Origin of the sequence: Barnesiella sp. An22 (assembly GCF_002159975.1) — a bacterium.
Taxonomy (GTDB): domain Bacteria; phylum Bacteroidota; class Bacteroidia; order Bacteroidales; family Barnesiellaceae; genus Barnesiella; species Barnesiella merdigallinarum.
Genome location: NZ_NFJR01000001.1, coordinates 470,758 through 495,647, shown reverse-complemented (window position 1 = coordinate 495,647; position 24,890 = coordinate 470,758). Strand labels below are relative to the sequence as shown.

Annotated in this window: 15 protein-coding genes; 12 read left to right on the top strand and 3 right to left on the bottom strand. The window is 54.6% G+C overall.

The genetic code is table 11. The features are described 5' to 3' along the window. Nucleotides 1-116 precede the first annotated feature (116 nt). The 7 genes from guaB (at nucleotide 117) to B5F38_RS02030 (ending at nucleotide 10,330) form a co-directional block, all read left to right on the top strand. On the top strand, nucleotides 117-1,589 hold the full coding sequence (guaB, locus tag B5F38_RS02060; RefSeq protein WP_087407768.1) for an IMP dehydrogenase: 1,473 nt from the start codon (nucleotides 117-119) through the stop codon (nucleotides 1,587-1,589). 149 nt (nucleotides 1,590-1,738) lie between these two features. Then, nucleotides 1,739-3,679 (top strand): peptidylprolyl isomerase, encoded by a 1,941-nt coding sequence (locus B5F38_RS02055; RefSeq protein ID WP_087407650.1) that lies wholly within the window; start codon nucleotides 1,739-1,741, stop codon nucleotides 3,677-3,679. Between the two features lie 54 nt (nucleotides 3,680-3,733). Next, complete coding sequence (locus B5F38_RS02050; protein ID WP_087407649.1) at nucleotides 3,734-4,624, top strand: peptidylprolyl isomerase; 891 nt, start codon at nucleotides 3,734-3,736, stop codon at nucleotides 4,622-4,624. 12 nt (nucleotides 4,625-4,636) lie between these two features. Beyond that, nucleotides 4,637-6,007: a peptidylprolyl isomerase gene (locus B5F38_RS02045; protein ID WP_087407648.1), complete on the top strand. Its 1,371-nt coding sequence runs from the start codon at nucleotides 4,637-4,639 to the stop codon at nucleotides 6,005-6,007. A 30-nt stretch (nucleotides 6,008-6,037) separates the two neighbouring features. After that, nucleotides 6,038-7,642, top strand: coding sequence for an OstA-like protein (locus B5F38_RS02040; RefSeq protein WP_241147785.1), 1,605 nt, complete (start codon nucleotides 6,038-6,040; stop codon nucleotides 7,640-7,642). A gap of 14 nt (nucleotides 7,643-7,656) precedes the next feature. Continuing rightward, the gene (mutL, locus tag B5F38_RS02035; RefSeq protein WP_087407646.1) at nucleotides 7,657-9,555 is read left to right on the top strand and encodes a DNA mismatch repair endonuclease MutL; all 1,899 of its coding nucleotides are present in this window, start codon (nucleotides 7,657-7,659) and stop codon (nucleotides 9,553-9,555) included. 16 nt (nucleotides 9,556-9,571) lie between these two features. Next, the gene (locus tag B5F38_RS02030; protein WP_087407645.1) at nucleotides 9,572-10,330 is read left to right on the top strand and encodes a YaaA family protein; all 759 of its coding nucleotides are present in this window, start codon (nucleotides 9,572-9,574) and stop codon (nucleotides 10,328-10,330) included. Between the two features lie 45 nt (nucleotides 10,331-10,375). Here the strand turns inward: B5F38_RS02030 and B5F38_RS02025 are convergent, their stop codons facing one another. From B5F38_RS02025 to B5F38_RS02015, 3 genes are all read right to left on the bottom strand, one after another. Continuing rightward, nucleotides 10,376-11,140 carry an EFR1 family ferrodoxin gene (locus B5F38_RS02025; protein ID WP_087407644.1) on the bottom strand — a complete coding sequence of 255 codons (765 nt, stop codon included), beginning with the start codon at nucleotides 11,138-11,140 and terminating at the stop codon, nucleotides 10,376-10,378. Between the two features lie 15 nt (nucleotides 11,141-11,155). Then, nucleotides 11,156-13,447, bottom strand: a complete 2,292-nt coding sequence (locus tag B5F38_RS02020) for an NADP-dependent malic enzyme (protein WP_087407643.1) — start codon at nucleotides 13,445-13,447, stop codon at nucleotides 11,156-11,158. 285 nt (nucleotides 13,448-13,732) lie between these two features. Further along, nucleotides 13,733-15,370, bottom strand: coding sequence for a DUF6377 domain-containing protein (locus tag B5F38_RS02015; RefSeq protein ID WP_087407642.1), 1,638 nt, complete (start codon nucleotides 15,368-15,370; stop codon nucleotides 13,733-13,735). Nucleotides 15,371-15,690: 320 nt separating this feature from the next. On the opposite strand from B5F38_RS02015, the gene B5F38_RS02010 reads away from it, so the two are divergent. The 5 genes from B5F38_RS02010 to B5F38_RS01990 all read left to right on the top strand — a co-directional run bounded on the left by B5F38_RS02010 (nucleotide 15,691) and on the right by B5F38_RS01990 (nucleotide 24,872). Beyond that, complete coding sequence (locus tag B5F38_RS02010) at nucleotides 15,691-17,049, top strand: SusF/SusE family outer membrane protein (protein ID WP_087407641.1); 1,359 nt, start codon at nucleotides 15,691-15,693, stop codon at nucleotides 17,047-17,049. 75 nt (nucleotides 17,050-17,124) lie between these two features. Next, nucleotides 17,125-20,118: a TonB-dependent receptor gene (locus B5F38_RS02005; protein WP_087407640.1), complete on the top strand. Its 2,994-nt coding sequence runs from the start codon at nucleotides 17,125-17,127 to the stop codon at nucleotides 20,116-20,118. A gap of 13 nt (nucleotides 20,119-20,131) precedes the next feature. Then, the gene (locus B5F38_RS02000; RefSeq protein WP_087407639.1) at nucleotides 20,132-21,628 is read left to right on the top strand and encodes a RagB/SusD family nutrient uptake outer membrane protein; all 1,497 of its coding nucleotides are present in this window, start codon (nucleotides 20,132-20,134) and stop codon (nucleotides 21,626-21,628) included. A 19-nt stretch (nucleotides 21,629-21,647) separates the two neighbouring features. Next, on the top strand, nucleotides 21,648-23,084 hold the full coding sequence (locus tag B5F38_RS01995) for a SusF/SusE family outer membrane protein (RefSeq protein WP_087407638.1): 1,437 nt from the start codon (nucleotides 21,648-21,650) through the stop codon (nucleotides 23,082-23,084). A 12-nt stretch (nucleotides 23,085-23,096) separates the two neighbouring features. Continuing rightward, the gene (locus B5F38_RS01990; RefSeq protein ID WP_087407637.1) at nucleotides 23,097-24,872 is read left to right on the top strand and encodes a glycoside hydrolase family 66 protein; all 1,776 of its coding nucleotides are present in this window, start codon (nucleotides 23,097-23,099) and stop codon (nucleotides 24,870-24,872) included. The last annotated feature ends 18 nt before the right edge of the window (nucleotides 24,873-24,890 follow it).

The window sequence follows — 24,890 nt, the reverse complement described above, 5'->3', positions numbered from 1 at the left end:
CCTGTCCGACTCTCTTTGGAGCGAACAATAAATAATAAAAAAATCTGTCGAAGCTCTATAATAGCTTGCAAAAAATTTTTATCTTTGCATGCAATAAAATTCTAATGAACTTCATTATGTCATTTGTTGCAGAAAAAGTGGTGATGGACGGATTAACCTTTGACGATGTATTGTTAATCCCCGCTTACTCCGAAGTCCTCCCTCGTGAAGTCGAGCTCTCGACACAGTTTTCACGAAATATCCGATTAAATATTCCTTTAGTTTCGGCGGCCATGGATACCGTTACCGAAGCACAGTTGGCAATCGCTATCGCTCGCGAAGGCGGCATTGGCGTGATTCATAAAAACATGAGCATCGAGGCCCAGGCCCGGCAGGTACACGCCGTGAAACGTGCCGAGAACGGTATGATTTACGACCCCGTGACCATACGTTGCGGCTCTACGGTGCGCGAAGCATTGGCGATGATGAGCGAATACCACATCGGTGGTATCCCCGTAGTCAACGAAAACAAGATACTGGTGGGTATCGTTACCAACCGCGACTTGCGGTTTGAGCGCGATCTCGACCGTTTGGTCGACGAGGTGATGACCAAGGAAAATCTGGTTACAACCTCGCAGTCGACCGACCTGCAGCAGGCTGCCGACATCCTCCAGAAATACAAGATCGAGAAGCTGCCCGTAGTCGACAAGGAAGGGCATCTCGTAGGACTGGTAACCTACAAGGATATTACCAAAGCCAAGGACAAACCGTTTGCCTGCAAAGACAAGCTGGGCCGTCTGCGCGTAGCTGCCGGAGTGGGCGTTACCGTCGACTCGATGACCCGTGTCGACGCCCTGGTCGAGGCCGGTGCCGATGCTATCGTCATCGATACGGCACACGGTCACTCCAAAGGTGTGATTGGCGTATTGAAAGATATTAAGGCCAAATATCCCGACATCGATGTCGTTGTGGGCAATATTGCCACTGGCGAGGCCGCCCGTTACCTGGTCGATGCCGGAGCCGACGGTGTGAAAGTCGGTATCGGTCCGGGTTCCATCTGTACGACCCGCGTTATTGCCGGTGTGGGTGTGCCTCAGCTGTCGGCCGTATATGATGTGGCCAAGGCTCTGAAAGGTACGGGTGTACCCTTGATTGCCGACGGTGGTATCCGTTACTCGGGTGATATTGTCAAGGCGCTGGCCGCCGGAGCCTACTCGGTGATGCTGGGTGGCATGCTGGCCGGTGTGGAAGAGTCGCCGGGCGAGACTATCATCTTCAACGGCCGTAAGTACAAGTCGTACCGCGGCATGGGTTCGCTCGAAGCCATGGAGAAGGGTTCGAAAGACCGTTATTTCCAGTCCAACGAAACCGATACCAAGAAGCTGGTACCCGAGGGTATCGCCGCCCGTGTCCCCTTCAAAGGCTCGCTCTACGAAGTGGTTTACCAGATGGTAGGCGGTCTGCGTGCCGGTATGGGCTATTGCGGTGCCAAGGACATCGAAGCCCTGCACAACGCTAAATTTACCCGTATCACCAACGCCGGTGTAGCCGAGAGTCACCCCCACGACGTGACCATCACCAGCGAGGCTCCCAATTACAGCCGGGGATAACGGAGTGAAATAGATTTTTGCGAAAAAATGATACACTATTTTAGCGGTTGCCATATAATTTTTCTATCGTTGCAGCGTTAAAATAGTGTATTATTTTTTTGATAACTTGAGCCCGCAAGGGTCTCGATAAAAACATAACGCATAACACAATGAAAAACAAATGGCTTGTAGCGGCTTTGCTTGCCGGTAATTCCTGGGCCTGGGTCTTGGCTGCCGATGTAGACCCGGTCATTATGAGAGTAAACAACAAGGATATTCACAAATCGGAGTTCGAGTATATCTACAACAAGAACAGCCAGCAGCAAATCGACCAGAAGTCGCTCGACGAATACGTTACGCTATTTAAGAACTATAAACTCAAGGTGGCCGAGGCCGAGGCTCTGGGCATCGACACGACCGCCGCTTTCAAAAAAGAGTTGGCCGGGTATCGCGACGAGTTGGCCAAGCCCTATCTCATCGATTCGTCGGTCGACGAGAAGTTGGCCCGCGAGGCTTACGACCGCATGAAAGAGGATGTAGAGGTTAGCCACATCCTTATCGGCCTCAATGCCCGCACTCCCGAGGAGCGTGCAGCCGCACGGCAGAAAGCCGACTCGATATTGAACTGCATCAGAGACGGTCAGGACTTCGGTGCTCTGGCCGAGAAATACAGCGAAGACGGTTCGCGCCAGAACAAAGGCTATTTGGGATTCATCAGTGGCGGCCGCACCGTCTATCCGTTCGAGAAAGCCGCATTTGCCCTGCAGCCGGGCGAGGTGTCGGACGTGGTGGAGACCCAGTTTGGCTACCACATCATCAAGGTACACAGCCGCCGGCCCAACCCCGGTGAGTTTCTCTTTGCACACATCATGGTGCTGGTTCCCCGCAACGCTTCCGACGAGGTGAAGAAACAGAAAGAGGCCGAGATTCGTGCCATCTATGCCGAGTTGAAGGCCGGGGCCGACTTTGCCACGCTGGCCAAGGAGCGCTCGGAGGACAAAGGCACGGCCGTACGCGGCGGTGAGTTGCCCTGGGTAAGCAGCGGTCAGTTTGTCAAAGAGTTTGAAGATGCCGGTTTTGCCCTCAAGAACAAAGGCGACATCTCCGAGCCCGTGCTCTCGCCCTATGGCTGGCACATCATCAAGTTGCTCGACAAGCGGGGTATCAAGCCCTTTGAGCAGATGCGTTCGGAGATTGCCCGCATGATGACTCGCGACGAGCGGGGCGGCATGGCTCGCAATGCCATGGTGGCCAAGTTGAAGACCGAATACAATTTCGCACTGGTCGAGGCTCAGCAGGAGAAACTGATGAAGCTGGCCCAGGAGATGGGTAAGGTCGATTCGTCTTACATCGCAGCCATTCACAACGACCAGAGCCAACTCTTCTCGTTCCAGGGTCACACCTATACCGTAGCCGACTTTGCCAAGTTCTTGCCCAAGGGTCGCGACGTGACTCGCAACGTGTCGGACTACATCTCGGCCATGGTCGGTTTCATGGTCGACCGCGAGATTCTCGATTACGAGAAGAGCCGTCTCGAGGAGAAATATCCCGACTTCCGCAACCTGATGAACGAATACCGCGACGGCATGCTGCTCTTCGAAGTGAGCAACCGTGAGGTATGGGAGAAGGCTTCGCAAGATACCGAAGGCCTGCAGAAGTTCTTCAAGAAAAACAAGAAAAAATACAAATGGGACAAACCGCACTACAAAGGGTTCCTTATCCAATGTAGCGACGATACCACCGCCACGGCCATCAAGAAACAGTTGAAGAAACTCGATGCCGACTCGGTAATCGTGGTACTCACCCGCGAGTTCAACACCGACTCGCTCACCCGGGTGAAGGTAGAGCGCGGCCTCTTTGTCGAGGGCGAGAATGGTTGGGTAGACCAACTGGTATTCAAGGGCGCTCCGGCCAAGGCCGACGAGAAACTGCCGGTAGCCTTCGTGTCGGGCAAGCTGTTGAAGAAATATCCCGAGGCTTATACCGACGTACGCGGTCAGGTGACGGCCGATTATCAGAACTATCTCGAGAAGGTATGGGTCGAAAACCTCAACAAGAAGTACCCGGTAGAAATAAATGAAGATGTTCTAAAAACCGTTAACAAGCAATAGCAAGTGGTTATTTAGTCGTATTTTAGCAGACGATTAACCACGGCGCTCGGCAACATGTATAAAGTATCGACAACACTATTCGCTGCAATCCTTTCGGCATGCCTTTTCACGGCGTGCCGAAGTGGGTTACGGACCGATGAAGATTCGCTGGTGCAGGTGGGCGATGCCATCCTGTCGCGCCACGAGGTTGTCGAGGCCATGCCCGAGGGACTTTCGCCTGCCGATAGTGCCGAGTTTGCCGAGCGTTACATACACCGCTGGATCGACGACGAGCTGCTCTACGAGGTAGCTCGCAAGAATGTGCCCGACCTGGAGCGCATCGACGCACTGGTCGAGCGATACCGTCGCGATCTGGTCATCTTCGAGTACCGCAAGCGGTTGTTGAGCGAGCGGGCCGACAAGGAGATCGACGAGCAGGAGATGCTCGACTATTACGAGAAAAACTCCGATATGTTCCGCTTGCGCGAGGCTATTCTCAAAGGTCTCTTTCTGAAGGTCCCCGAGAATGCTCCCAACATCGGGCAGTTGAAAAAGTGGTATTGTTCGCCCAAGTCCGACGGGGTGGAGAAGATTGAGAAGTATGCCTTGAAAAATGTCGTTATCTACGACTACTTCTACGATCGTTGGGTACCCTTTGAAGAGATTGTGAGCAATATCCCCTACGAGTTCGGCGACCCCGAAACCTTCTTGAAGAGTCACCGCAAGCTCGAGTTCAACAAGAACGGCTACTGGTATCTGCTCAACATTACCGAGTACAAGGCTCCGGGCGAGGTGATGCCCTACGATTTTGCCAAGACTCAGATACAGGAGATTCTGGCCAACAGCAACCGGCTCGACTTCAACCGGGAACTGGAGGAGAATCTCTACAACGACGCCGAGAAATCGGGCGAAATAAAATGGTTATATCCGCGAGAGCAATCTCTGCGAGACGATAGTATAAAATAAGATTTTTGAATTATGCGTAAACTTACTGATTGGCTTTTGTTTTTCGTATTGGCAGTAGCGGTGTCTCTGCCGGTTTTTGCCGATGACGACGACAACGTCATCGACGAGGTCGTATGGGTCGTAGGCGACGAGGCCATCTACAAGTCGGAGGTCGAGGAGCAGTACCGCCAGATGCAATATGACGGGCAGCGTATCGACGGCGATCCCTATTGTGTGATACCCGAGCAGCTCGCCGTGCAGAAACTCTTCCTGCACCAGGCCAAGCTCGACACCATTACGGTGCCCGACGCCACTGTTTTCCAGCAGGTCGAGGCCCGTATCAACTACCTCATTGCCAACATCGGTTCCAAGGAGAAGATGGAGGAGTATTTCAAGAAACCCGTTACCGAGATTCGCGAAGAGCTGGCCAATATCATTCGCGACCAGGGCACGGTGCAGGAGGTACAGCGCACGCTGGTCAAGGATGTGAAGATTACCCCCGCCGAGGTGCGTCGCTTCTACAACCAGTTGCCCTCCGACAGTATCCCCTATATCCCCTTGCAGGTCGAGGTGCAGATTATTACCCTCAACCCCAAGGTTCCCCAGCAGGAGATTGACAACGTGAAGGCCCGGTTGCGCGACTTCAGCGACCAGGTGAACCGCGGCGAACGCGACTTCTCGACCCTGGCCGTGCTCTACTCCGAAGACCGGGGTACAGCCATGATGGGCGGCGAGATGGGCTTTGTGAGCAAGAGTAACCTGGTGCCCGAGTTTGCCGATGTGGCCTTCAACCTGAACGACCCGAAAAAGGTGTCGAAGATTGTCGAGACCGAGTACGGCTACCACATCATCCAGCTCATCGAGAAGCGGGGCGACCGCATCAATGTGCGTCACATTCTGCTGCGTCCGCATGTATCCGAAAAGGATATAACCGATGCGTTGGAACGTCTCGACTCCCTCCGTACCGACTTGGTCGACAACAAGAAGTTTTCGTTCGACGAGATTACCCAATTTGTTTCACAAGACAAGGATACCCGCAACAACAAGGGGTTGATGGTGAATCCCCAGACCGGTAACCCCAAGTTCGAGATGGGGCAGCTCCCCCAGGATGTCGCCAAGGTGGTGGCCGACATGCAGGTGGGCGACATCTCGAAGCCCTTTGTGATGACCGACGAGCGTAAGAACAAAGAGGTGGTGGCTATCGTGAAACTGAAGAGCCGCATCGAGGGACACAAGGCCAACATGTCGGACGACTATCAGACCCTCAAGGCCATCGTGGAGGAGAAGAAGAAAACCGAAATCCTGAACGAGTGGCTGGCCAAGAAGCAGAACGAAACCTACATCCGCATAAAGGACGGGTGGCGAAACTGCGAATTTAAATACGACGGTTGGATTAAGAATTAAGCGCCTATGGGGCACGATAAGAACAGAAATATGGATAACCAAGGTAAGAGGCATAAAACGCTGGCAGGTGTTTTATGCCTGCTTGCTGTTGGTATGTGGGCTGCTACGACTACGCCGCAACGGCCTTTGCCGCCGCGCGACGACCCTAACAAGGTCTATCTGCTCAACAGCGACGAACTCACCTTCGACAAGGAGCAGAGTGCCGACTACCGGGTGTTGCGGGGCAATGTGGTATTCCGCAAGGACAGCATGTACATGTATTGCGACAGTGCCTATTTTTATGAAAAGGACAACTCGCTCGATGCCTTCGGCAACGTGCACATGGAGCAGGGCGACACCCTCTTTATCTACGGCGATGTGCTCTACTACAACGGCAACGAGCAGATAGCCCGCCTGCGCGAGAATGTGCGCATGGAGAACCGCGACGTGACCCTCTTTACCGATAGTCTCAACTACGAGATGATACCCAACATCGGCTACTATTTCGACGGGGGCAAGCTGGTCGACTCGCAAAACGAACTCTCGTCGGTCTACGGCCAATACTCGCCCGACACGAAGCAGTCGGTCTTCAACTTCGACGTGCAGCTGATTAACGAGAAGTACACTCTCTACTCCGATACCCTCGAGTACAATACCCAAACCAAGATAGCCGACATCGTGGGCCCTTCGACCATCGTCTCGGACAGCAACATCATCTATTCGACCGCCGGCTGGTACAACACCGAGACCGACAAGTCCATGTTGCTGAAGCGCTCGCTGGTCACCTCGAAGGGGCAGAGCCTCACGGGTGATACCATCTACTACGACCGCCGGTCGGGCTTCGGCGAGGTCTTCGGCAATATGGTGCTCAACGACTCGGTACGCTCCATCATCATGGAGGGGCAGTATGGCTTCTACAACGAGCGCACCGAATATTCGTTTGCCACCGACTCGGCCCGGGTGCTCGAGTTTTCGCGAGGCGACACCCTCTACCTGCACGCCGATACCCTCAAGTCGCACCTCATTTTGCCCGATTCTACCCGTCTGCTGCAGGCCTATCACGGCGTGCGTTTCTTCCGGGTCGATGCCCAGGGGGTGTGTGACTCGATGGAGTTCACCTCGGCCGACTCGTTGCTGCACATGTACAAACTGCCCATCATCTGGAACGAGAACTACCAGATAACGGGCGACACCATACGCATACACATGAACGACAGTTCGGTCGACTGGGCCTATATCCCGGCTGCCGCCTTCGCTACCCAGCACAAGGATTCGGTCTTCTTCGACCAGGTGTCGGGTAAGACGCTGAAGGCCTGGTTCGACCAGGGGCAGTTGCGTCAGGTCGATGTGAGCGGTAACGCCCAGACCATTTTCTACCCGCAGGAGCGCGACTCTACCCTCACGGGGCTCAACAAGGCCGAGAGCGGATTCCTCACCATGTATCTGAAGAATCAGCAGATGGAGAAGATTATCATCTGGCCACAGCCGCAGGGCAGCATGACGCCCATGGAACAGGTGAAGCCCGACCAGCTCTATCTGCCCGCCTACAAGTGGTACGACGAGCTGAGGCCGACGAGCCCCGACGACATCTTCCGCAAGCCCGAGGTGAAGCCCGAGGTGGTCGAGGAGGAGAAGAAGCATCGGTTCAGTCATTAGCGAGAGGAGGTTTTATGAGTGATATTATACATTTGTTGCCCGATTCCGTGGCCAATCAGATAGCCGCGGGCGAGGTGATACAACGGCCGGCCTCGGTCATCAAGGAGCTGGTCGAGAATGCGGTCGATGCCGGTGCCACTGCGATTCAGATTGTACTGAAGGATGCCGGCCGCACCCTTATTCAGGTAATCGACAACGGCAAGGGCATGTCGCCCACCGACGCCCGGCTCGCTTTCGAGCGCCACTCGACCTCCAAGATACGCAAGGCCGAAGACCTTTTCACCTTGCACACCATGGGTTTCCGCGGCGAGGCGTTGGCCTCGATTGCCGCCATTGCTCAGGTTGAGTTGCGTACCCGCCGCAGCGAGGACGAGGTGGGCACCTGCGTCCGCATGGCTGCCTCGCAATGCGAGGGGCAGGAGTCCGTCTCCACGCCCGTAGGCAGCAACTTTTCCGTGAAGAATATCTTTTTCAACGTGCCGGCCCGTCGCAAGTTCCTCAAGTCGAATCAGGTGGAGCTGAGCAACATCCTGAGCGAGTTTGAGCGTATGGCCCTCATCAATACCCAGGTGGCCTTTACCCTCACGCACAACGATACCGAACTCTTCGACCTGCCGGCCTCCAACCTGCGCCAGCGCATCGTGGCCCTCTTCGGGAAGAGCCTCAACCAACAGTTGCTCTCGCTCGATACCTCGACTTCGCTGGTCAAGATCTCGGGCTATGTAGGCCGGCCCGAGTCGGCCCGCAAGCGGGGAGCCCTGCAATACTTTTTCGTCAACGGGCGTTACATGCGTCACCCCTATTTCCATAAGGCGGTGACCATCTGCTACGAAAATCTGGTACCGGTAGGCGAGATGCCCAACTACTTCATCAACCTCACGGTCGAGCCCGAAACCATCGACGTGAACATTCATCCCACGAAGTCGGAAATCAAGTTCGAGAACGAGCAGCCTATCTGGCAGATTCTTTCGGCTTCGGTCAAGGAGGCGTTGGGCAAATACAGTGCGACACCCACCATCGACTTCGACATGGAGGATGCCCCCGAGATTCCCACCTCGAAACCGGGTGCCCATGTGGTACCTCCCACGGTGCAGGTCGACAAGTCGTACAACCCCTTCCGATCGGGTGGGGGAGGCACGTCGGCCAAGCGGCCCCAATACGACTGGCAGCAGCTGTACAGCAGTTTCAACAGCGCCGGCGGAGGGGAGAGTCTGACTCCCGATACTGATGAGGTGGTGCCTTCGAAGGTCGACTTCTCGGGCGGTTACGTGTCGCGTCTCTCCGACGAAGAGCCTAAAGCCCCTCAGGAGAGCGGTATCTTCCCCGAATTTGAGTCGAAACTGAACCAAAGCGGGCGGCCCGTGTTGCAGTTGAAGGGTCGCTACATTGCCGTGCCTACGGTCGACGGTCTGATGATTGTCGACCAGCATCGGGCTCACGGCGTGATTCTCTTCGAGCGTTTCATGGCGGGCATTTCGTCGCGCGAGATGGCCTCGCAACGTATCCTCTTCCCCGAGATGATGCAGCTCACCGTTTCGCAGGCCGCCGTCCTGCGGGAGATTTGGGACGACTTGACGGCCTTGGGATTCGACCTGGCCGATATGGGGCAGAACAGCTATTCGGTCAATGCCGTACCCGCCGGGATAGAGGGGGGCGATGCCTGCGACCTGATAGGGCAGATGATTGCGACCGCCTCGGAGAAGGAGCATGACGCCAAAACCTCCCTGCAGCAGCGCATCGCCTGGACGCTGGCCGAGGCTGCCGCCGTGCCGGTGGGGCAGACGCTCTCGAAAGAGGAGATGTCGACGATGGTCGACGACCTGCTTTCGCTCAAGACGCCGGCCTATACCCCTGCGGGGAAGACGGTCTTTGTCGTCATTTCGCATGACGAGTTGCAAAAACGATTCAACTGACTAAATAGCCGAACCTATGCTGGTATTGTTGTCACCGGCCAAGACCATGACCGGAAAGTGTAAGATCGAGGTGCCCGCCGTGACGGAGCCCCTCTTTGTGGACGAAGCTACCCGGATAGCCCGGGAGATGGTGGGTTACTCGGTCGACGAACTGGCTGCGATGCTGGGTGTGAGCCGCTCGCTGGCCCTGCAGACCTGGGAACGGTACAACGCCTTCCTCTCGCCCGAGACGTCTGCGGTGCCTTCGCTGCTGGCCTATACGGGCATTGTCTTCCGTTACCTCTCGCCGGCCGATTTCACGGCGGCCGACTTCACCTATGCCCAGGACCACTTGCGCATCGCCTCGGCCTGCTACGGGCTCACCCGTGCTCTCGACGGCATCAAGCCCTACCGCATGGAGTATACCGTGGAGCTCCCCTCGACGGGTTGCCCGCTGGATGCCTACTGGCGCCCCCGCATAACCGACCGGCTCATTGCCGATGTGCAGGCTGCCGGCGGCATTCTGGTCAATCTGGCCAGTCGCGAAATACAACAGTCGCTCGACTGGGCGCGCCTCAACCGCGAGGTGCGGGTGGTTACTCCCGAGTTCAAGGTGAGCAAAGGCGACATCCTCAAGACCATTGTGGTCTATGCCAAAATGATGAGGGGAGCCATGACCCGTTTTATCTTGAAAAACAGACTCACGACTCCCCAGGAGTTGGAGGCCTTTTCGGCCGAAGGTTTTCATTTTTCGCCCCGTCATTCGACGCCCGACAATCCCCTATTTATCGTGTGAGGGGGCCCTTGCGCGTCGCTTCCCGGAGGCGAGGCTATATTCTTTTTAGATAAACAGCTCGGGCTCTTTGCGCACCTCGCATGCCTTTTTCAGCATTCGGGTCGAGAGGGCCACTTTCAGTTTGCTCACTTTGCGGGCCTGGTGCGGACACACCGCGATGCACCTCATGCACGAGATGCACTTCTTGGTGTCGGTCTTCTGCGGATTGTCGAGAGGAATGGCACCCACCGGGCACAAGGCAGCACAGGTGCCGCACCGATTGCAGTCGCGGGTGGCGTGCGGCTTGAGGGGCACGCCGTTGTAGGGCTTGTAGTCGGGGTTGCCCTTTACCTCGATGGGGGCGGGGATTCCACCCTTTATCTGTTTGAGTTTGGCGGCTATCTGCGAAGCAAACCGTTTCAGCACCTCTTCGTCGGAGGCATCGGGGCGGCCGGTGGCGTAGACGTGCATGATGGAGTGCTCGGCAATGCAGGCGATACCGGCAACCGGGCGGAAGCCGTTCGACTCCAGCGCCGACTTCAGTTCGAGCAGGGCATCGTCGTAGTCGCGGTTGCCATACACGACCACGGGAATCGCCGGGGTGTCGTGCCCCGTGATTCCTTTCAGTCGTTCGATGGCAATGGCGGGAACCCGTCCGCCGAATACGGGCACTGCAGCCAGCAGCACCTCGTCATGCCCTAACTCGAGGGGCAGCCCTTCGGCTTGGGTTTTCGAGAGGTCTATCTCGACGGCCTGCGGGTCTATGGCCCTCCCTATGATTTCGGCAGCCTTGCGGGTACCGCCCGTAGGGCTGAATAGTGCGATATACATAATCTGTCTTCTCGCTTACTGTTTGTTTTTGTTCTGACGCTCCTGTACAATGGCATCGAGTACCGCTACCGTGGTGAGGTTGACGATGTCGCGCGTAGAGCTGGCGATGTCGGTAAAGTGGATAGGCTTGTTCAATCCCATCTGAATCGGGCCAATCGACTCGGCTACCCCCATCTCGAGCATCAGTTTGTAGGCCGAGTTGGCCGAGCTCAGGTTGGGGAATACGATGGTGTTTACCTCGCGCCCCTTGAGTTTGTTGAAGGGGTAGGTCTTGTCGCGCAATGCATTGTTGAGGGCGAAGTTCATCTGCATTTCGCCGTCGATAAGCATCTCGGGGTACTGCTCGTGCAGAATCTCGATAGCCTCGTGTATCCGTTGCGGGCTGCCCAGGTTGTCCGACCCGAAGTTGGAGTAGGAGACCATGGCAATGACGGGGTCTTGCGCAAAGAAGCGCACCGAGTCGTAGGCGAGTCGGGCAATGTCGACCAGCGTATCGGTGGTGGGCTTGCGGTTGATGAGGGTATCGGCAATGAAGTAGGTGCCCCGCTTGGTGTTCAGGATGTGCATGGCGCCGAAGTGTTTGTAACCCGGACGGATGCCGATCACATCCTTGGCTATCTGTATGGTCTCGGCATACTTCGAGTAGGTACCGGTGATGAAGGCATCGGCCTCGCCGGCTTCGACCATCATCATACCGAAGTAGTTGCGGTCGAACATCTTTTCGTGAGCCTCGGGGTAGGTCATGCCCTCGCGTTGACGCTTCTCGGTGAGCATGTGGGCATAGCGGCAGCGGCGATCCTCCTCGTCGGGGTGGCGCAGGTTGATAATCTGCATGCCCGTGAGGTCAACGCCTATCGAGGCGGCCAGTTTGCCGATGAGCTCGTCGTTGCCCAGCAGGATGGGGTGGCAGATGCCGTCGCGCATGGCCGTCTCGGCAGCCTTCAGCATGTTGGCGTGGTTGGCCTCGGCGAATACCACCCGTTTGGGCTCCTTGCGGGCCATCTCGGTAAACTCGCGCAACATCTTGTTGTCATAGCCCATGAGCTTCTTCAGCCGGTCGTTGTAGGCATCCCAGTCGGTAATGGGGTGCTGGGCCACGCCCGACTCCATGGCAGCCCGGGCCACGGCCGGAGCTACGGCGGTGAGCAACCGCGGGTCGAGAGCTTTGGGAATGATGTATTGCGGACCGAAGGTGAGGCGCTTGATGCCGTAGGCCGAGTTGACCACGTCGGGCACCGGCTCTTTGGTGAGCTGGGCAATGGCGTAGGTGGCGGCCCGTTTCATCTCTTCGTTGATGGTCGTGGCGCGTACGTCGAGCGCCCCGCGGAAGATATAGGGGAATCCCAGCACGTTGTTGATTTGGTTGGGATAGTCCGACCGGCCGGTGGCGAAAATCAGGTCGTCGCGCGAAGCCATGGCCTTGTCGTAGGCAATCTCGGGATTGGGATTGGCCAGGGCAAAGACGATAGGACGCTCGTTCATCGACTGTACCATCTCGGGGGTAAGTACGTCGGCCACCGAGAGGCCCAGGAAAATATCGGCACCCCGCATGGCCTCTTCCAGCGTGTGGATGTCGGTGCGGTCGGTAGCGAACTGTTGTTTCGAGGGGGGCAGGTTGGGACGGTCGGAGCGGATAACACCTTTGCTGTCGACCATGACAATGTTTTCGCGTCTGATGCCCAGACCCATGTAGAGCTTGGTACACGAGATGGCGGCGGCACCGGCACCGTTGACCACGAGCTTGGCCTCTTCGATTTTCTTGCCCTGTATCTCGAGGGCGTTCAGCAGACCGGCACCCGAGATGATGGCCGTGCCGTGCTGGTCGTCGTGCATGACGGGGATATTCAACTCCTCTTTCAGGCGGGTTTCGATTTCGAAACACTCGGGCGCCTTTATATCCTCGAGGTTGATACCGCCGAAGGTAGGCGATATGGCCTTGACGGCCTCGATAAACTTGTCGGGGTCTTTTTCGTTGACTTCAATATCGAACACGTCGATGCCGGCAAATATCTTGAACAGCAGTCCCTTGCCCTCCATCACCGGCTTGCCGGCCAGGGCACCGATGTCGCCCAGACCCAGCACGGCCGTACCGTTGGAGATGACGGCTACCAGATTTCCCTTGGCCGTATATTCATACGCCGTATCGGGGTTCTTCTCTATCTCGAGACAGGGTTCGGCTACGCCCGGCGTATAGGCCAGGGAGAGGTCGCGCTGTGTACTGTATGGCTTGGTGGGAATGACTTCGATTTTCCCGGCTTTGCCTTCGCTGTGATATTTTAAGGCATCTTCTTTTAATTCGTTTGACATAAATATAGTATTAAGTAGTTTCTTCGTTTAATTTGTATGCTTAAAAGTTAAATAGCTTTTAGACTGTAAGCAAGCCGTATGCAAATGTAGCAAATATATCTCATCTCATGTGTTAAGAAAAATGTTTCTTTAACAATAAAGATTACATAAATAGTCGCTTTCTTTTCCTCTCGATTCGGCAACAGAGCCGATTGGGGGGCAGTTGTCGAGGGTATGAAGTGCCGCCCCTGAGGCGGTGGCAGATACCCCTCCCCCGGGTCGGCTATCGCTTCGGTGTGGTGGATGTTACAGGTGCATGACTCGCTCTTCGAAGTCGTCGCGAGAGCCGATGGCCGAGTTGCGAATCTTTACCCGATAGTTGTATATGGTCGAAACCGAGTAGCACAGGAAGCGGGCTATTTGGTTGCTGTCGGTCGTGCCCAGGCGAACCAGCGCATAAATGCGTAGCTCGGGGGTGAGCGAATTGGGCTTGGGGGTGATGCGAGCCTCGGGCACCAGCAACTCGTTGAATTTCTCGACAAAGTCGGGGTATAGTTTCAGAAACGACTGGTCAAACTCGGCATAGAACATTTTGCGTTCGTTGTTGATACTGTTCTGTGATTTCAAATTTTTAGAGAGTTCTTCCATCTTGCCCATCGAGGCCAGTTTGTTGAGCGAACGTCGATACTCGTCCATCTTGTCGATATATACGGCACACTGGTCCATGTATCGGCTCAGGTACTCCTCCTTGACGTGATTGCTCTCGGTGAGCGAGTTGTTCACGGTCTGCAAGTGTTTGTTGGTCTGGTTGAGTTTCTCTTTGACACTGTTGAGCTTGTGGTTTTGGAAAAACAGAATCACGAAGGTGATTAGCAGAATCACGCAGAAGGCGCAGGTGATGTAGGTAAACGTAATCGAGAGTTCGCGTTGTTTCTGTATCTGAGCCTGATATACCTCTTCGATAATGGTGAATACGGGCATGAATTCGAGGCTGCGCACCCGAGCGTTGCAGGCCCGGGCATCCTCGACCGAGCATTTGATGTAGTTGTAGGCGCGCTCGATGTCGCCCTCGTTGAACAGGAGTTCGGCCAGCCGGTGCAGCGAAACATATTCCCGCACGGCTGCTTTCAGGTCGCATTGAGCCGAGAGGGCGTAGTAGATTTTTGTGCTGTCGTTCTGTTGGGTCTGGGCAAAGACTTCGGCCATGCCGTAATAGATGATGCCCCGGTCGTGCGAGTTGAGTTGGCCTCGATAGAGAGCTTCGCGCAATATTTGCAATGCACTGGCGTAGTTGTGTTGTGCGGTGAGTTCGTCGGCCTTGACTACATAGTAGGTAAACGAGTTGGAGGGGTTGGACTGCAAGATAGAGTCGCGATAGAGGTTCAGGTGCTTGTTGTAGTCGTTGCGAATCTCCGGCTCCAGTGCATAGTCGGCCAGTAGTCCGTAGAGAGTCCGTTTCAAATGGTAGTAATAGGGAATGATGTAATGGGGCAGGGAGCTGCGTTTTATCTGGTTCAGCAGTTCGTCGGCTTCTTTGTACATGCCTGCGTTGTAAAGGCACTCGACCATATTGAGTCGGGCTTGTACCTGCATGTCTCGATTTTTCACCTGGTCGGCCAGATGAATCTGACGTTTTACATATACCGTTTGAGAGTCGATGCTGAATGCCCGATAGGCGTCGACCAGGTAGCCGAGAGCCCGGAATCGTTCGGCCGGTGAGAGTTGTTTCCTCAGGTTTTGTTTGAGAGTCTGTATCTCTCGCTCTTTTTTTTGACTGAAGCGGTAGCGGTAGCCGATGAGTCGGTCGAGCGAGTCGAGTGTTGCTTCGACGGTGAGTTGGGGCGGTTCGCAGCTTGGGGTTGCAGCTTGCGTATGAAAACAGGCAGGGAGCAGGGTGAGCAGGATGCCTATCGACAGGAGGGCAGGTCGATGTGATATGTTCATGGATGAGAAAATAAAGTTTATCGTTTTTTTTCTTGTCTTGTCTTCGATATGGGCAGATATGGGAATCGACGAAACAAAGATAAAAAGAATATTGTAAACAGAGCTGTTTAGGGGTGAAAAATGCTATCATAATGGCTACTTTTATGAATGTTGTATTTTTGTATAAAATATTGATAATAAAATATTTATTTTCATTAAATATCTACTTTTTTACTACACCGAATTGACAAGGCCAAATAACCCTTCTATTTTTGTGTGGAAAATTGAAAACAGGGCGTGTACTCTGTGTAAACAAATTTATTAACCCAATATTAAATAGCATGAAAAGCAGATTCTTACTTTTCTCGGCTTTAGCCTTATGTTCGGCTACGATAGCAGCCGGCAATTATCCCGCCTCGTTATATGTAATAGGTGATGCCACCCCGGCACAATGGGATAGTAATAATGTGATTCGTATGGTAACGGTCGAAGATGGTGTGTATGAATACACCGGCGATTTGACCGAAGGCCGCATGCGTTTTGTAACGACGTATGATTTTGCTCCCGGCTATGGCCCGGCCATGGCCTCTACGGTTGTGGGCGATAATCCCAATGAAACCTATCTGGATTTGACAACCGGTTCTCACGAGTTGGAATATCGTAGCGACTACACGGCTCCCGACAAGTCGTTCAAGGTATCAGCTGCCGGGCGCTATAAATTCAGAGTCGACCTTACCGGCGAAAAACCGCTGGTCGAGGTAATCGACGGTACCGAGTTGCCCGACCAGGCTGCCGCACACTTTGAGGCCGTGTATGCGATAGGCGATGCTACGGATGTGCACTGGGCTATCGAGAGTGCCATCGAGCTGCCCGAGACCTCTTTCGATTCGGGCATCTATAAAGGCACGTTGCAACTGAGCAAGTGCGAGGCTTTCGAAGGCTTGAAGTTTATGATGACCCGGAAGTGGAACGACCGCATGTACGTGTCGGCTCAGCCTGAGCAGACGATTGCCGCTCCCGGTGAGTATGATTTGAAATATACCACAACCAGCAGTGAGGACTGGAAGTTCGGTGTTCTGGTCGAGGGTTTGTACGAGGTGACGGTCGATGTAAACACCATGAAACTGACCATCGCCGAAACCTATCCCGAAAAGTTGTGGGTCATCGGTGATGCCGTTGGCGGCTGGACATTCGAAGACAACCATATTCTGGAAGTCAAGGACCAGGAAGGGGTATACTCCTGGACGGGCGATTTGACCGAGGGCGAATTGAAATTCTACGACGGCAACAGCTTTGACTATACGGCCTATGGCGCCGAGGCTGCCAACACTCCGTTCCAAGAGGGTGAGTCGACAATCACCAAGTTGAGCGATGGCAACGACTTCAAGTTCTACGTCGAGGCTGCTCAAGCCGGCAACTATACGTTGACTGTCGATCTGAAATCGATGAAACTCAATGTCGAGAAAAACGAAGGTCCCTCGACGGCAATCGAAGAGATTGAATCGATCGATTGGGTACAAGAGTCTTATGGAATCGTTTGCGACCGGGCTCAATCCATGGCACTGTATGACATCAGCGGCCGGAAAGTCGTTTCGGTCGACGCCACGCTGTTGTCCTTCGATGGCCTCAATTCAGGTATTTACGTGCTGGTTATCGAGACCTCCAAAGGCCGTATGACTCATAAGATAGCAGTTCGATAAATTATTTCATGGAGGGGCTGCTCTGCGAGTGTGGCAGCCTCTCTTTTTTACTTTCCCCCTAAAGATAAATTATAGATGAAAAACAACCATTTGGGCAGGATCACATGCTGTGTAATCCTCTTATGCCTGTTACCATTCGCCGTATGGGCTCAGAGCAAGGTCGAGGGCACTGTTCTCGACGTCAACCAGGAGCCGCTTATCGGTGTCAATGTATCGGAGAAAGGGACTTCGAACCGAACCGTGACCGATATAGATGGACATTTCAGTCTCAATCTCAGTTCGGCCAATCCCGTATTGCATCTCAGTTATGTAGGCTATGTGGCTCAAGACGCCGATGTGAACGGACAGAGCACGATGCAGATTGTCATGTACGAAAACAACGAGATGCTCGACGAGATTGTAGTCATTGGATATGGTATCCAGAAGAAAAGCGACTTGACGGGAGCTATCTCGCAGGTCTCCTCCAAAGATTTGGCCCGTCAGCCGTCGCCGAGCCTCGGAGCCGCCTTGCAAGGTAGGGCCCCCGGTTTGCAGGTAGTTTCGAGCGGGGCCCCGGGCAGCAACGTGAGTATGAAAATCAGAGGCATCGGTTCCATTAACAACAGCGACCCCCTCTTGGTTATCGACGGTGTACCTACCGATGTACCTTTGAATATGATCAACATGGACGACGTGGAGAGCGTCGACATCCTTAAGGATGCCTCGGCTACGGCCATCTACGGTTCGCGCGGTGCCTATGGCGTGATTATCATCACCACCAAGCGAGGCTCGCAGGAGCGCAACAACCTGAATTTGAAAGTGACCTACGGGTTCGATCAGTTGCAACGCACCCTGCCGTTGCTCAACGCCACGCAGTTTGCCTCGTTACACAACGAGATGATGAGTGCCGGCGGACAACCCCAGTATGCTCTCTTCAACGACCCCACCAAACTGGGCAAGGGTACCGACTGGATGGGCGAGCTTTTCCAGTATGCTCCTACGCAGACCTATTCGGCCAACTATTCGGGGGGTACGCAAAAGAGCCGTTATTACGTATCGGGTACCTACTACGATCAGCAGGGTATCATCAAGACAACCGACTACAAGCGGTTTACACTTCAGTTCAACTCCGATGTCGAACTCTACAAATGGTTGAAGTTGGGGCACAACCTTTCGCTCAACCACGACATTAAGTCGCAGGGCGAGTACAACATCCAGAACACCATGAAGGCGCTGCCTACCCAGGCCATCAAAAACGAAGACGGCTCTTGGGCCGGCCCTGTGGGATTGGCTATGTATGTGGGCGATATTGCCAACCCCATCGGTAAAATGATGGAGAATACCTCGACCACCAAGGGCTACAACCTGCTGGGTAATATCTATGCCGAGATAAAACCGTGGGAGTGGCTCACGTTTAAGAGCACCTTTGGTATCCAGGCCCTCTTCTGGGACAGCAAGAGCTGGACTCCCAAGTACGACTGGGAGCCTATCGAGCAACCCGAGTCGCAGGCTTCGCGCCAGTACAACAAGAGCTTTACCTGGTTGTGGGACAACCTGCTCACCTTCAACAAGACCTTCAACGACAAGCATGCCGTAACCGCCATGATAGGTTCGTCGGCCCAGACCAACACCTACGAGTTTATGAGCGGTAGCATACAAGGCTTCATCAGCGATTCGGCCCAAGAGTTGGCCAACGGTATTCTGGAGCCGACCCTCACCGGTAACGGCAGCGACTGGGCGCTCCTGTCGTTCATGGGCCGTATCAACTACACCTATGACAATCGCTATCTGTTTACCGCCACCATGCGTGCCGACGGTAGCTCGCGTTTCAGCCGGGCCAACCGCTGGGGTGTATTCCCCTCGGTGTCGCTTGCCTGGCGAATGAGCGAAGAGGAGTGGTTCCAGAAGAGTTTTGCGTTGAGCGACCTGAAAATACGTGCCGGATACGGTGTTACCGGTAACCAGGCCAGCGTGGGCAACTACGCCTATGCCTCGGTACTGCAAACCGTGCAATACAATTTCAACGGCAACCAGGTGTCGGGTCTGGCCCCGTGGGTGATGCCCAATCCCAATGTGCGCTGGGAAGAGGTCGAGCAATACAACGTAGGTATCGATGCTTCGATGCTCGACAGCCGGTTGCTGGTAACCCTCGACGGATATATCAAGAATACCAACGATATGCTGGTGCCCATGTCGGTACCCATCTCTTCGGGTTACTCCGACGAGAACGTGTCGCAAATCAATGCCGGCCTGATGCGCAACGTCGGGGTCGAGTTGGCCCTGACCTCGTTCAACTTCCGTGGAGGCGACTTCACCTGGTCGACTACGGCCAACGTGTCGTACAACCACAACGAACTGATTAGCCTGAACAGCGACGTGCCCATGTATTTCGACAACAACGTGCACATGGTAGGCTATCCCATCAGCTCTTTCTATGGTTATGTGACCGACGGTATCTTCCAGACGCAGGAAGAGGTTGACAACCATGCCATACAGACGGTGGGCAGCGATCCTACGTCGAGCACACAGCCGGGCGATATTCGTTTCAAGGACTTGAACAACGACGGTGTCATCAACGACGACGACCGTACCGTATTGGGCAGCCCTACGCCTTCGTGGACTTTTGCCATGAACAACCAGTTTTCCTACAAGGGATTCGACCTGGAAATCTTCTTCCAGGGCGTAGCCGGCAACAAGATTTACAATGGCAACCGCGCGTCGCTCGAGGCCATGAGCGTAGCTCAGAACCAGATGACGACCGTGCTCGACCGCTGGCGTGGACCCGGCACGAGCAATACGATGCCGCGTGCCGTCTTTGGCGACCCCAATAAGAACAACCGGGTATCCGACCGATTCCTCGAGGATGGCAGCTACCTGCGCTTGAAGAACATTTCGCTGGGTTACACCCTGCCCAGTCGCCTGACCAAGAAGGCCGCCATGCAGCAGGTACGCCTCTCGGTATCGGCACAGAACCTCTTTACCCTTACCCGCTATACGGGTCTCGATCCCGAGGTGAGCGGTTCGGGCAACGACAATAATGTGTATCCCGTGACCCGTAATTTTACGTTCGGATTGAACATAACCTTTTAATCCATAACCACCGATGAAACGAACAACTTATATCATATCGATTTTCGGCGCTCTTGCCATGCTGTTGAGCGCTTGCAGTGATTTCTTGGATCGTGAGCCCTGGGACTCGGTCGATACGTCGGAGGGTTTCCAAACCGCCGAGGATGCCGTGGCGGCTGTCAATGCGGCCTACCAGCCTCTGCAATGGGCCAAACTCTACAACATGCGCATCTGGACGCTCGACATCATGGCCGGCAACAGTGTCGTGGGTGCCGGTGGCGGTACCGACGGTATCGAGACGGTCGACCTGGCCAACTTTATCGCTACGGCCGACAACTTTGCCGCCCTCGACTTGTGGCGCGGTCCTTCGCCCGGTATCTTGCGGTGCAACTTCGTGTTGCAGAATGTACCCGGTATGGATATGGACCAGACGCTCAAGAACCGTTGCCTGGGCGAAGCCTATTTCCTGAGAGCTCACTACTACTTTATTCTGGTACGGCTTTTCGGCGGTGTACCCTACATTATCACCCCGCAAACCTCCGAGACCAATCTGTTGGTAGAGCGTGCCCCGGTAAGCAAGATTTACGAACTCATCACATCGGACCTCAAGAATGCCATCTCACTGCTTCCCAAGAAATCGGAGTACTCCACTACCGATCTGGGCCGTGCTACCCGCGAAGCCGCCATGGCCGAACTCATCCGGGTATACATGACCTACGAGCCCAGTAACGACAAGTACGAAGAGGTAGTGCGCATGTGCGACGAGATAGGCTCGATGGGTTACGAGCTGGCCAGCGACTACTCCGACATTTTTGACCCCGCTAAAAAGAACGGCGTGGAGTCTATCTTCGAGGTGCAGTATTATGGCAAGACCAACTACGATTTCTGGAGCAACGAGAACCAATGTTCGTGGACCAGCACCTTCATGGGGCCCCGCAACTCCGACATGGCTGCCGGCTGCTACGGCTGGAACCAGCCTACGGCCGAGTTTGTAAGCCAATACGAAGAGGGCGACTTGCGTAAGGACAAGACCATCTTCTACATGGGGTGCCCCACATTCGACGGCAAACAATACAGCTCGTCCTACTCGACTACGGGGTACAACGTGCGCAAATTCCTGCTTACCAAAGCTCAATCGCCCGACTACAACACGAGCAATGCCGACTGGGTCGTTACCCGTTATGCCGACATCTTGCTGCTCAAGGCCGAGGCGCTGAACGAACTGGGTCGCACCGTACAGGCCGAAGATCCGCTCTACGAGGTACGCAAACGTGCCGGCCTCACCGACCGAAGCACCATTGAGGGGCTTACTCAAGCCCAGATGCGTGAGAAGATTATCCACGAGCGTCGCATCGAACTCGCCTTCGAAGGTCACCGTTGGTTCGACATGATTCGCTACAAGGACAACTATGCCCTCAACTTCCTCCACTCGATAGGGAAGACATCGGCCAGCTCCAAGCATCTGTTGCTCCCGATTCCCCAGCAGGAGATCGAGGCCAATCCGATGTTAACGCAAAATCCGGGTTACTAATCAAAGAGACTGAAAAACAATGAAAGCAAAGACTATAATAGGTATGACATTACTCGCCTCGGTCGGTCTGGTCGGGTGTGAGGAGGAGATTGTGCTCGACAAGGGCGAGTCGCCCCTGATGATAAATCTCTCGGCCGATTCGGTACGTTGCGACCAGCGCAGCGATGCCCAGGAGGCTCTGCAAATTACCTGGACCAGCGGGACCAACCAAGGTACGGGTGCAGCTATCTCGTATTTTTTCGAGATGGATGTGAAGGGCGATAATTTCGAAAACGGTATCAAATACAACATCGGCAAGACCGATTCGCGGGTAATCTCCTTTACCAACAAGGAGCTTACCGATACCTTGCTCCACTATTTCCCCACCATTCCCCTCGAGCAATACACCGATTTTGAAATGCGGGTAACGGCTACCGTCGCAGACCCCACCGTCCCCATGCAGGTATCGCCTGTGAAGGAGGTAAGAATCGCTCCCTATAAATGGCGGGTGCTCAACCTCTATATCATCGGCGATGCTACCCCCAATGGTTGGGACAATCAGTTGGCCACCATCATGTCGAGCGACTACGACAACATTGCGCACTTCACCTGGCAGGGTATGCTCAAGAAGGGCGAAATCAAGTTCAATGCCCAGCTGGGCGACTGGTATCCGTGCTACGTGCGCGACAACGACGACCCCACCAGGATGCACTACCGGGAGAAAGAGGAAGACTATCCCGACAACAAGTGGGTAATCGAAGAGGCCGGCAACTACCTGATCGATGTGAATCTCGACCTGCTTACCGTCAGCTTCACCAACCTCGACGGCGAGGTACCCTTCTCGACCCTTTATCTGGTAGGCGAGGCTGCACCCTCGGCCATCAAACTCGAGCAGTCGAGCGACGACTCCTTTATCTTTATCTACAACGGAGCCTTGTCGGCCGGCAATATGCTCATCTCGAGCACGACCGCGACCTCGGGTTGCGCCGGTTATCAGCCTCTCGACAACAACGGGCTGGGTACCACGACCATCCAACTCGTCGACGATATAGGCACGGCCAGCAAGCAGTGGAACATACCGGCTGCCAACAAGTACAGCGTGACACTCGACTTGCGGGGCAATACTCTGGAGATTGGCAACTACGTAGGATACGAGCATGTATGGATCATGGGCTCGGCTGCTCCCGGCGGTTGGTCGTGGGACAACATCACCGAGATGCAACGCAATTCGTCCAACCCCAACGTGTTCACCTACGAGGGCTATTTGTCGGAAGGCGAACTGAAGTTCCCGCTCGAAATCGACCACAGCTTTGGCGGCGATTTCATACTGGCTCCGCAGGCCAACTGTCCCATCTCGGAAAACGGATCCTACGTCATCGGCAACCAGCCCGACAACAAATGGATTATAAGCGAAGCCGGGAATTACCGCATCACTATCGACGTGGAAAATGAAACCATCTCATTCGTAAAATTATAAAGTTCAAAAGATATGATTAAGAAGCTGTTTTTAGCCTACCTTTCCGTTTCGGCTCTCCTGTCGATTTCGGCCTGCAACCGCTTTGACATAGAGAACGATCCCATCACCTATGGCGATGGTTACATGGAGGTACAACTCAATACCGATAAAGCCTGCTATGCTCCGGGCGAGGCTGTGAATTTCACGCTCAACAAGCTCATTCAAGGGGCTTCCAACGTGATGGTACGTTACCGTCATTTGGGTACCACCCTCGAGGAGGCTCCGCTGAGTAGCTGCAGCTGGAGCTGGCAGCCGCCTGCCACCGACTATCAGGGCTATATGGTCGACCTGTACAGCAAGGATGCCGACGGGGTAGAGACCGTCTATGGCAGCATTGCCGTCGATGTATCGTCGACCCCCGACCGGTTCCCGCGCAACGGTTTCCTCTCGGCCTATGGCAACATGACCGACCAGGATATATCCGACGTCATGTCCGACCTCAATCGCCATCACATCAACTACGTGCAATTCCAGGACTGGCACTACAAGCACCACAAACCCCTGGCCGGTACGCCGTCGGCACCGATGGAGGTGTGGACCGACATCATCAACCGCGACTGCTACAAGAAGACGGTAGAGGGATATATCGAAAAATCGCATCAGTATGGCATGAAGTCGTTGTTCTACAACCTGGCTTACGGTGCCCTTGCCGATGCCGCCGAAGATGGCGTGCAGGAGGAGTGGTATCTCTTCAAGGATGCCAGCCATGTGCGTAAGGATTGCCACGAGCTGGGATCGCCTTTCAAGAGCAGCATCTATATTGTCAATTCGGGCAATGAAGCCTGGATCGACTACATCACCAAGCAGAACAGCGACGTATATGCCGTGTTCGATTTCGACGGCTACCAGATAGACCAGTTGGGCGACCGGGGCGAAACCTATGACTATTATGGCAACCGGGTCTATCTCGACCAGACTTTCAAGCACTTTATCGAGAGCATGAAAGAGGCCAATCCCGACAAGTCGCTCGTGATGAATGCCGTGGGCCAGTATGGCCAGGAGAACCAGATTTCGAAAGCTCCTGTCGACTTCCTCTACACCGAGGTGTGGGACCACAGCGACGACCGCGGATATACCATCTTCTCCGACATCATTACCAACAACGACAAGTGGTCCAATGGCAAGAAGACGGTTCTGGCCGCTTATATGAATTACGAGCACGGACGCAAGGGACGCAGCTATTTCAATACGCCCGGTATCCTCATGGGTAGTGCGGCCGCTTTTGCCTGGGGCGGTTCTATTCTGCAACTGGGCGAGCATCTGCTTTGCAACGAGTATTTCCCCAACAACAACCTCTCGATGCGGGGTGAGTTGAAGATTGCGCTCATTCACTACTACGATTTCCTCACCGCCTACCAGAACCTGTTGCGCGACGGTGGCGAATGGTACGGTATCGATGTCACCTCGACGACCGGCGATGTTGTATTCAACCAGTGGGGACCCGTGAGAGGCCAGATTGCCACCGTGGGCAAACGCTTCGACGACCGCGATGTGATACACCTGTTGAGCTATCGCAATGCCACACACCTCGATTGGTGTGATACCAATGCCAACCAGGGTGAGCCCGATTTGCTGGAAGCCGTGAATGTGAGCTTTGCCGTCAAACAGAATCCCAAAGCCGTATGGGTGGCTTCGCCCGATGTGAAAGACGGTGTGGCCATACCGCTCGAGTATGAATATGCCGGCGGCAAGATAACCACAACCCTCCCGGCCTTGAAATACTGGGACATGATTGTCGTGGAATATTGAGATCTCGGAAGCGGGCTG

Excerpts from the sequence above, each read along its gene's own strand:
- B5F38_RS02010 (WP_087407641.1), top strand. The coding sequence starts at position 15,691 with ATGAAAAGCAGATTCTTACTTTTCTCGGCTTTAGCCTTATGTTCGGCT.
- guaB (WP_087407768.1), top strand. The coding sequence starts at position 117 with ATGTCATTTGTTGCAGAAAAAGTGGTGATGGACGGATTAACCTTTGAC.
- B5F38_RS02005 (WP_087407640.1), top strand. The coding sequence starts at position 17,125 with ATGAAAAACAACCATTTGGGCAGGATCACATGCTGTGTAATCCTCTTA.
- B5F38_RS02020 (WP_087407643.1), bottom strand. The coding sequence starts at position 13,447 with ATGTCAAACGAATTAAAAGAAGATGCCTTAAAATATCACAGCGAAGGC.
- B5F38_RS02055 (WP_087407650.1), top strand. The coding sequence starts at position 1,739 with ATGAAAAACAAATGGCTTGTAGCGGCTTTGCTTGCCGGTAATTCCTGG.
- B5F38_RS01995 (WP_087407638.1), top strand. The coding sequence starts at position 21,648 with ATGAAAGCAAAGACTATAATAGGTATGACATTACTCGCCTCGGTCGGT.
- B5F38_RS01990 (WP_087407637.1), top strand. The coding sequence starts at position 23,097 with ATGATTAAGAAGCTGTTTTTAGCCTACCTTTCCGTTTCGGCTCTCCTG.
- B5F38_RS02030 (WP_087407645.1), top strand. The coding sequence starts at position 9,572 with ATGCTGGTATTGTTGTCACCGGCCAAGACCATGACCGGAAAGTGTAAG.
- B5F38_RS02025 (WP_087407644.1), bottom strand. The coding sequence starts at position 11,140 with ATGTATATCGCACTATTCAGCCCTACGGGCGGTACCCGCAAGGCTGCC.
- B5F38_RS02045 (WP_087407648.1), top strand. The coding sequence starts at position 4,637 with ATGCGTAAACTTACTGATTGGCTTTTGTTTTTCGTATTGGCAGTAGCG.
- B5F38_RS02050 (WP_087407649.1), top strand. The coding sequence starts at position 3,734 with ATGTATAAAGTATCGACAACACTATTCGCTGCAATCCTTTCGGCATGC.
- B5F38_RS02040 (WP_241147785.1), top strand. The coding sequence starts at position 6,038 with ATGGATAACCAAGGTAAGAGGCATAAAACGCTGGCAGGTGTTTTATGC.
- B5F38_RS02015 (WP_087407642.1), bottom strand. The coding sequence starts at position 15,370 with ATGAACATATCACATCGACCTGCCCTCCTGTCGATAGGCATCCTGCTC.
- mutL (WP_087407646.1), top strand. The coding sequence starts at position 7,657 with ATGAGTGATATTATACATTTGTTGCCCGATTCCGTGGCCAATCAGATA.
- B5F38_RS02000 (WP_087407639.1), top strand. The coding sequence starts at position 20,132 with ATGAAACGAACAACTTATATCATATCGATTTTCGGCGCTCTTGCCATG.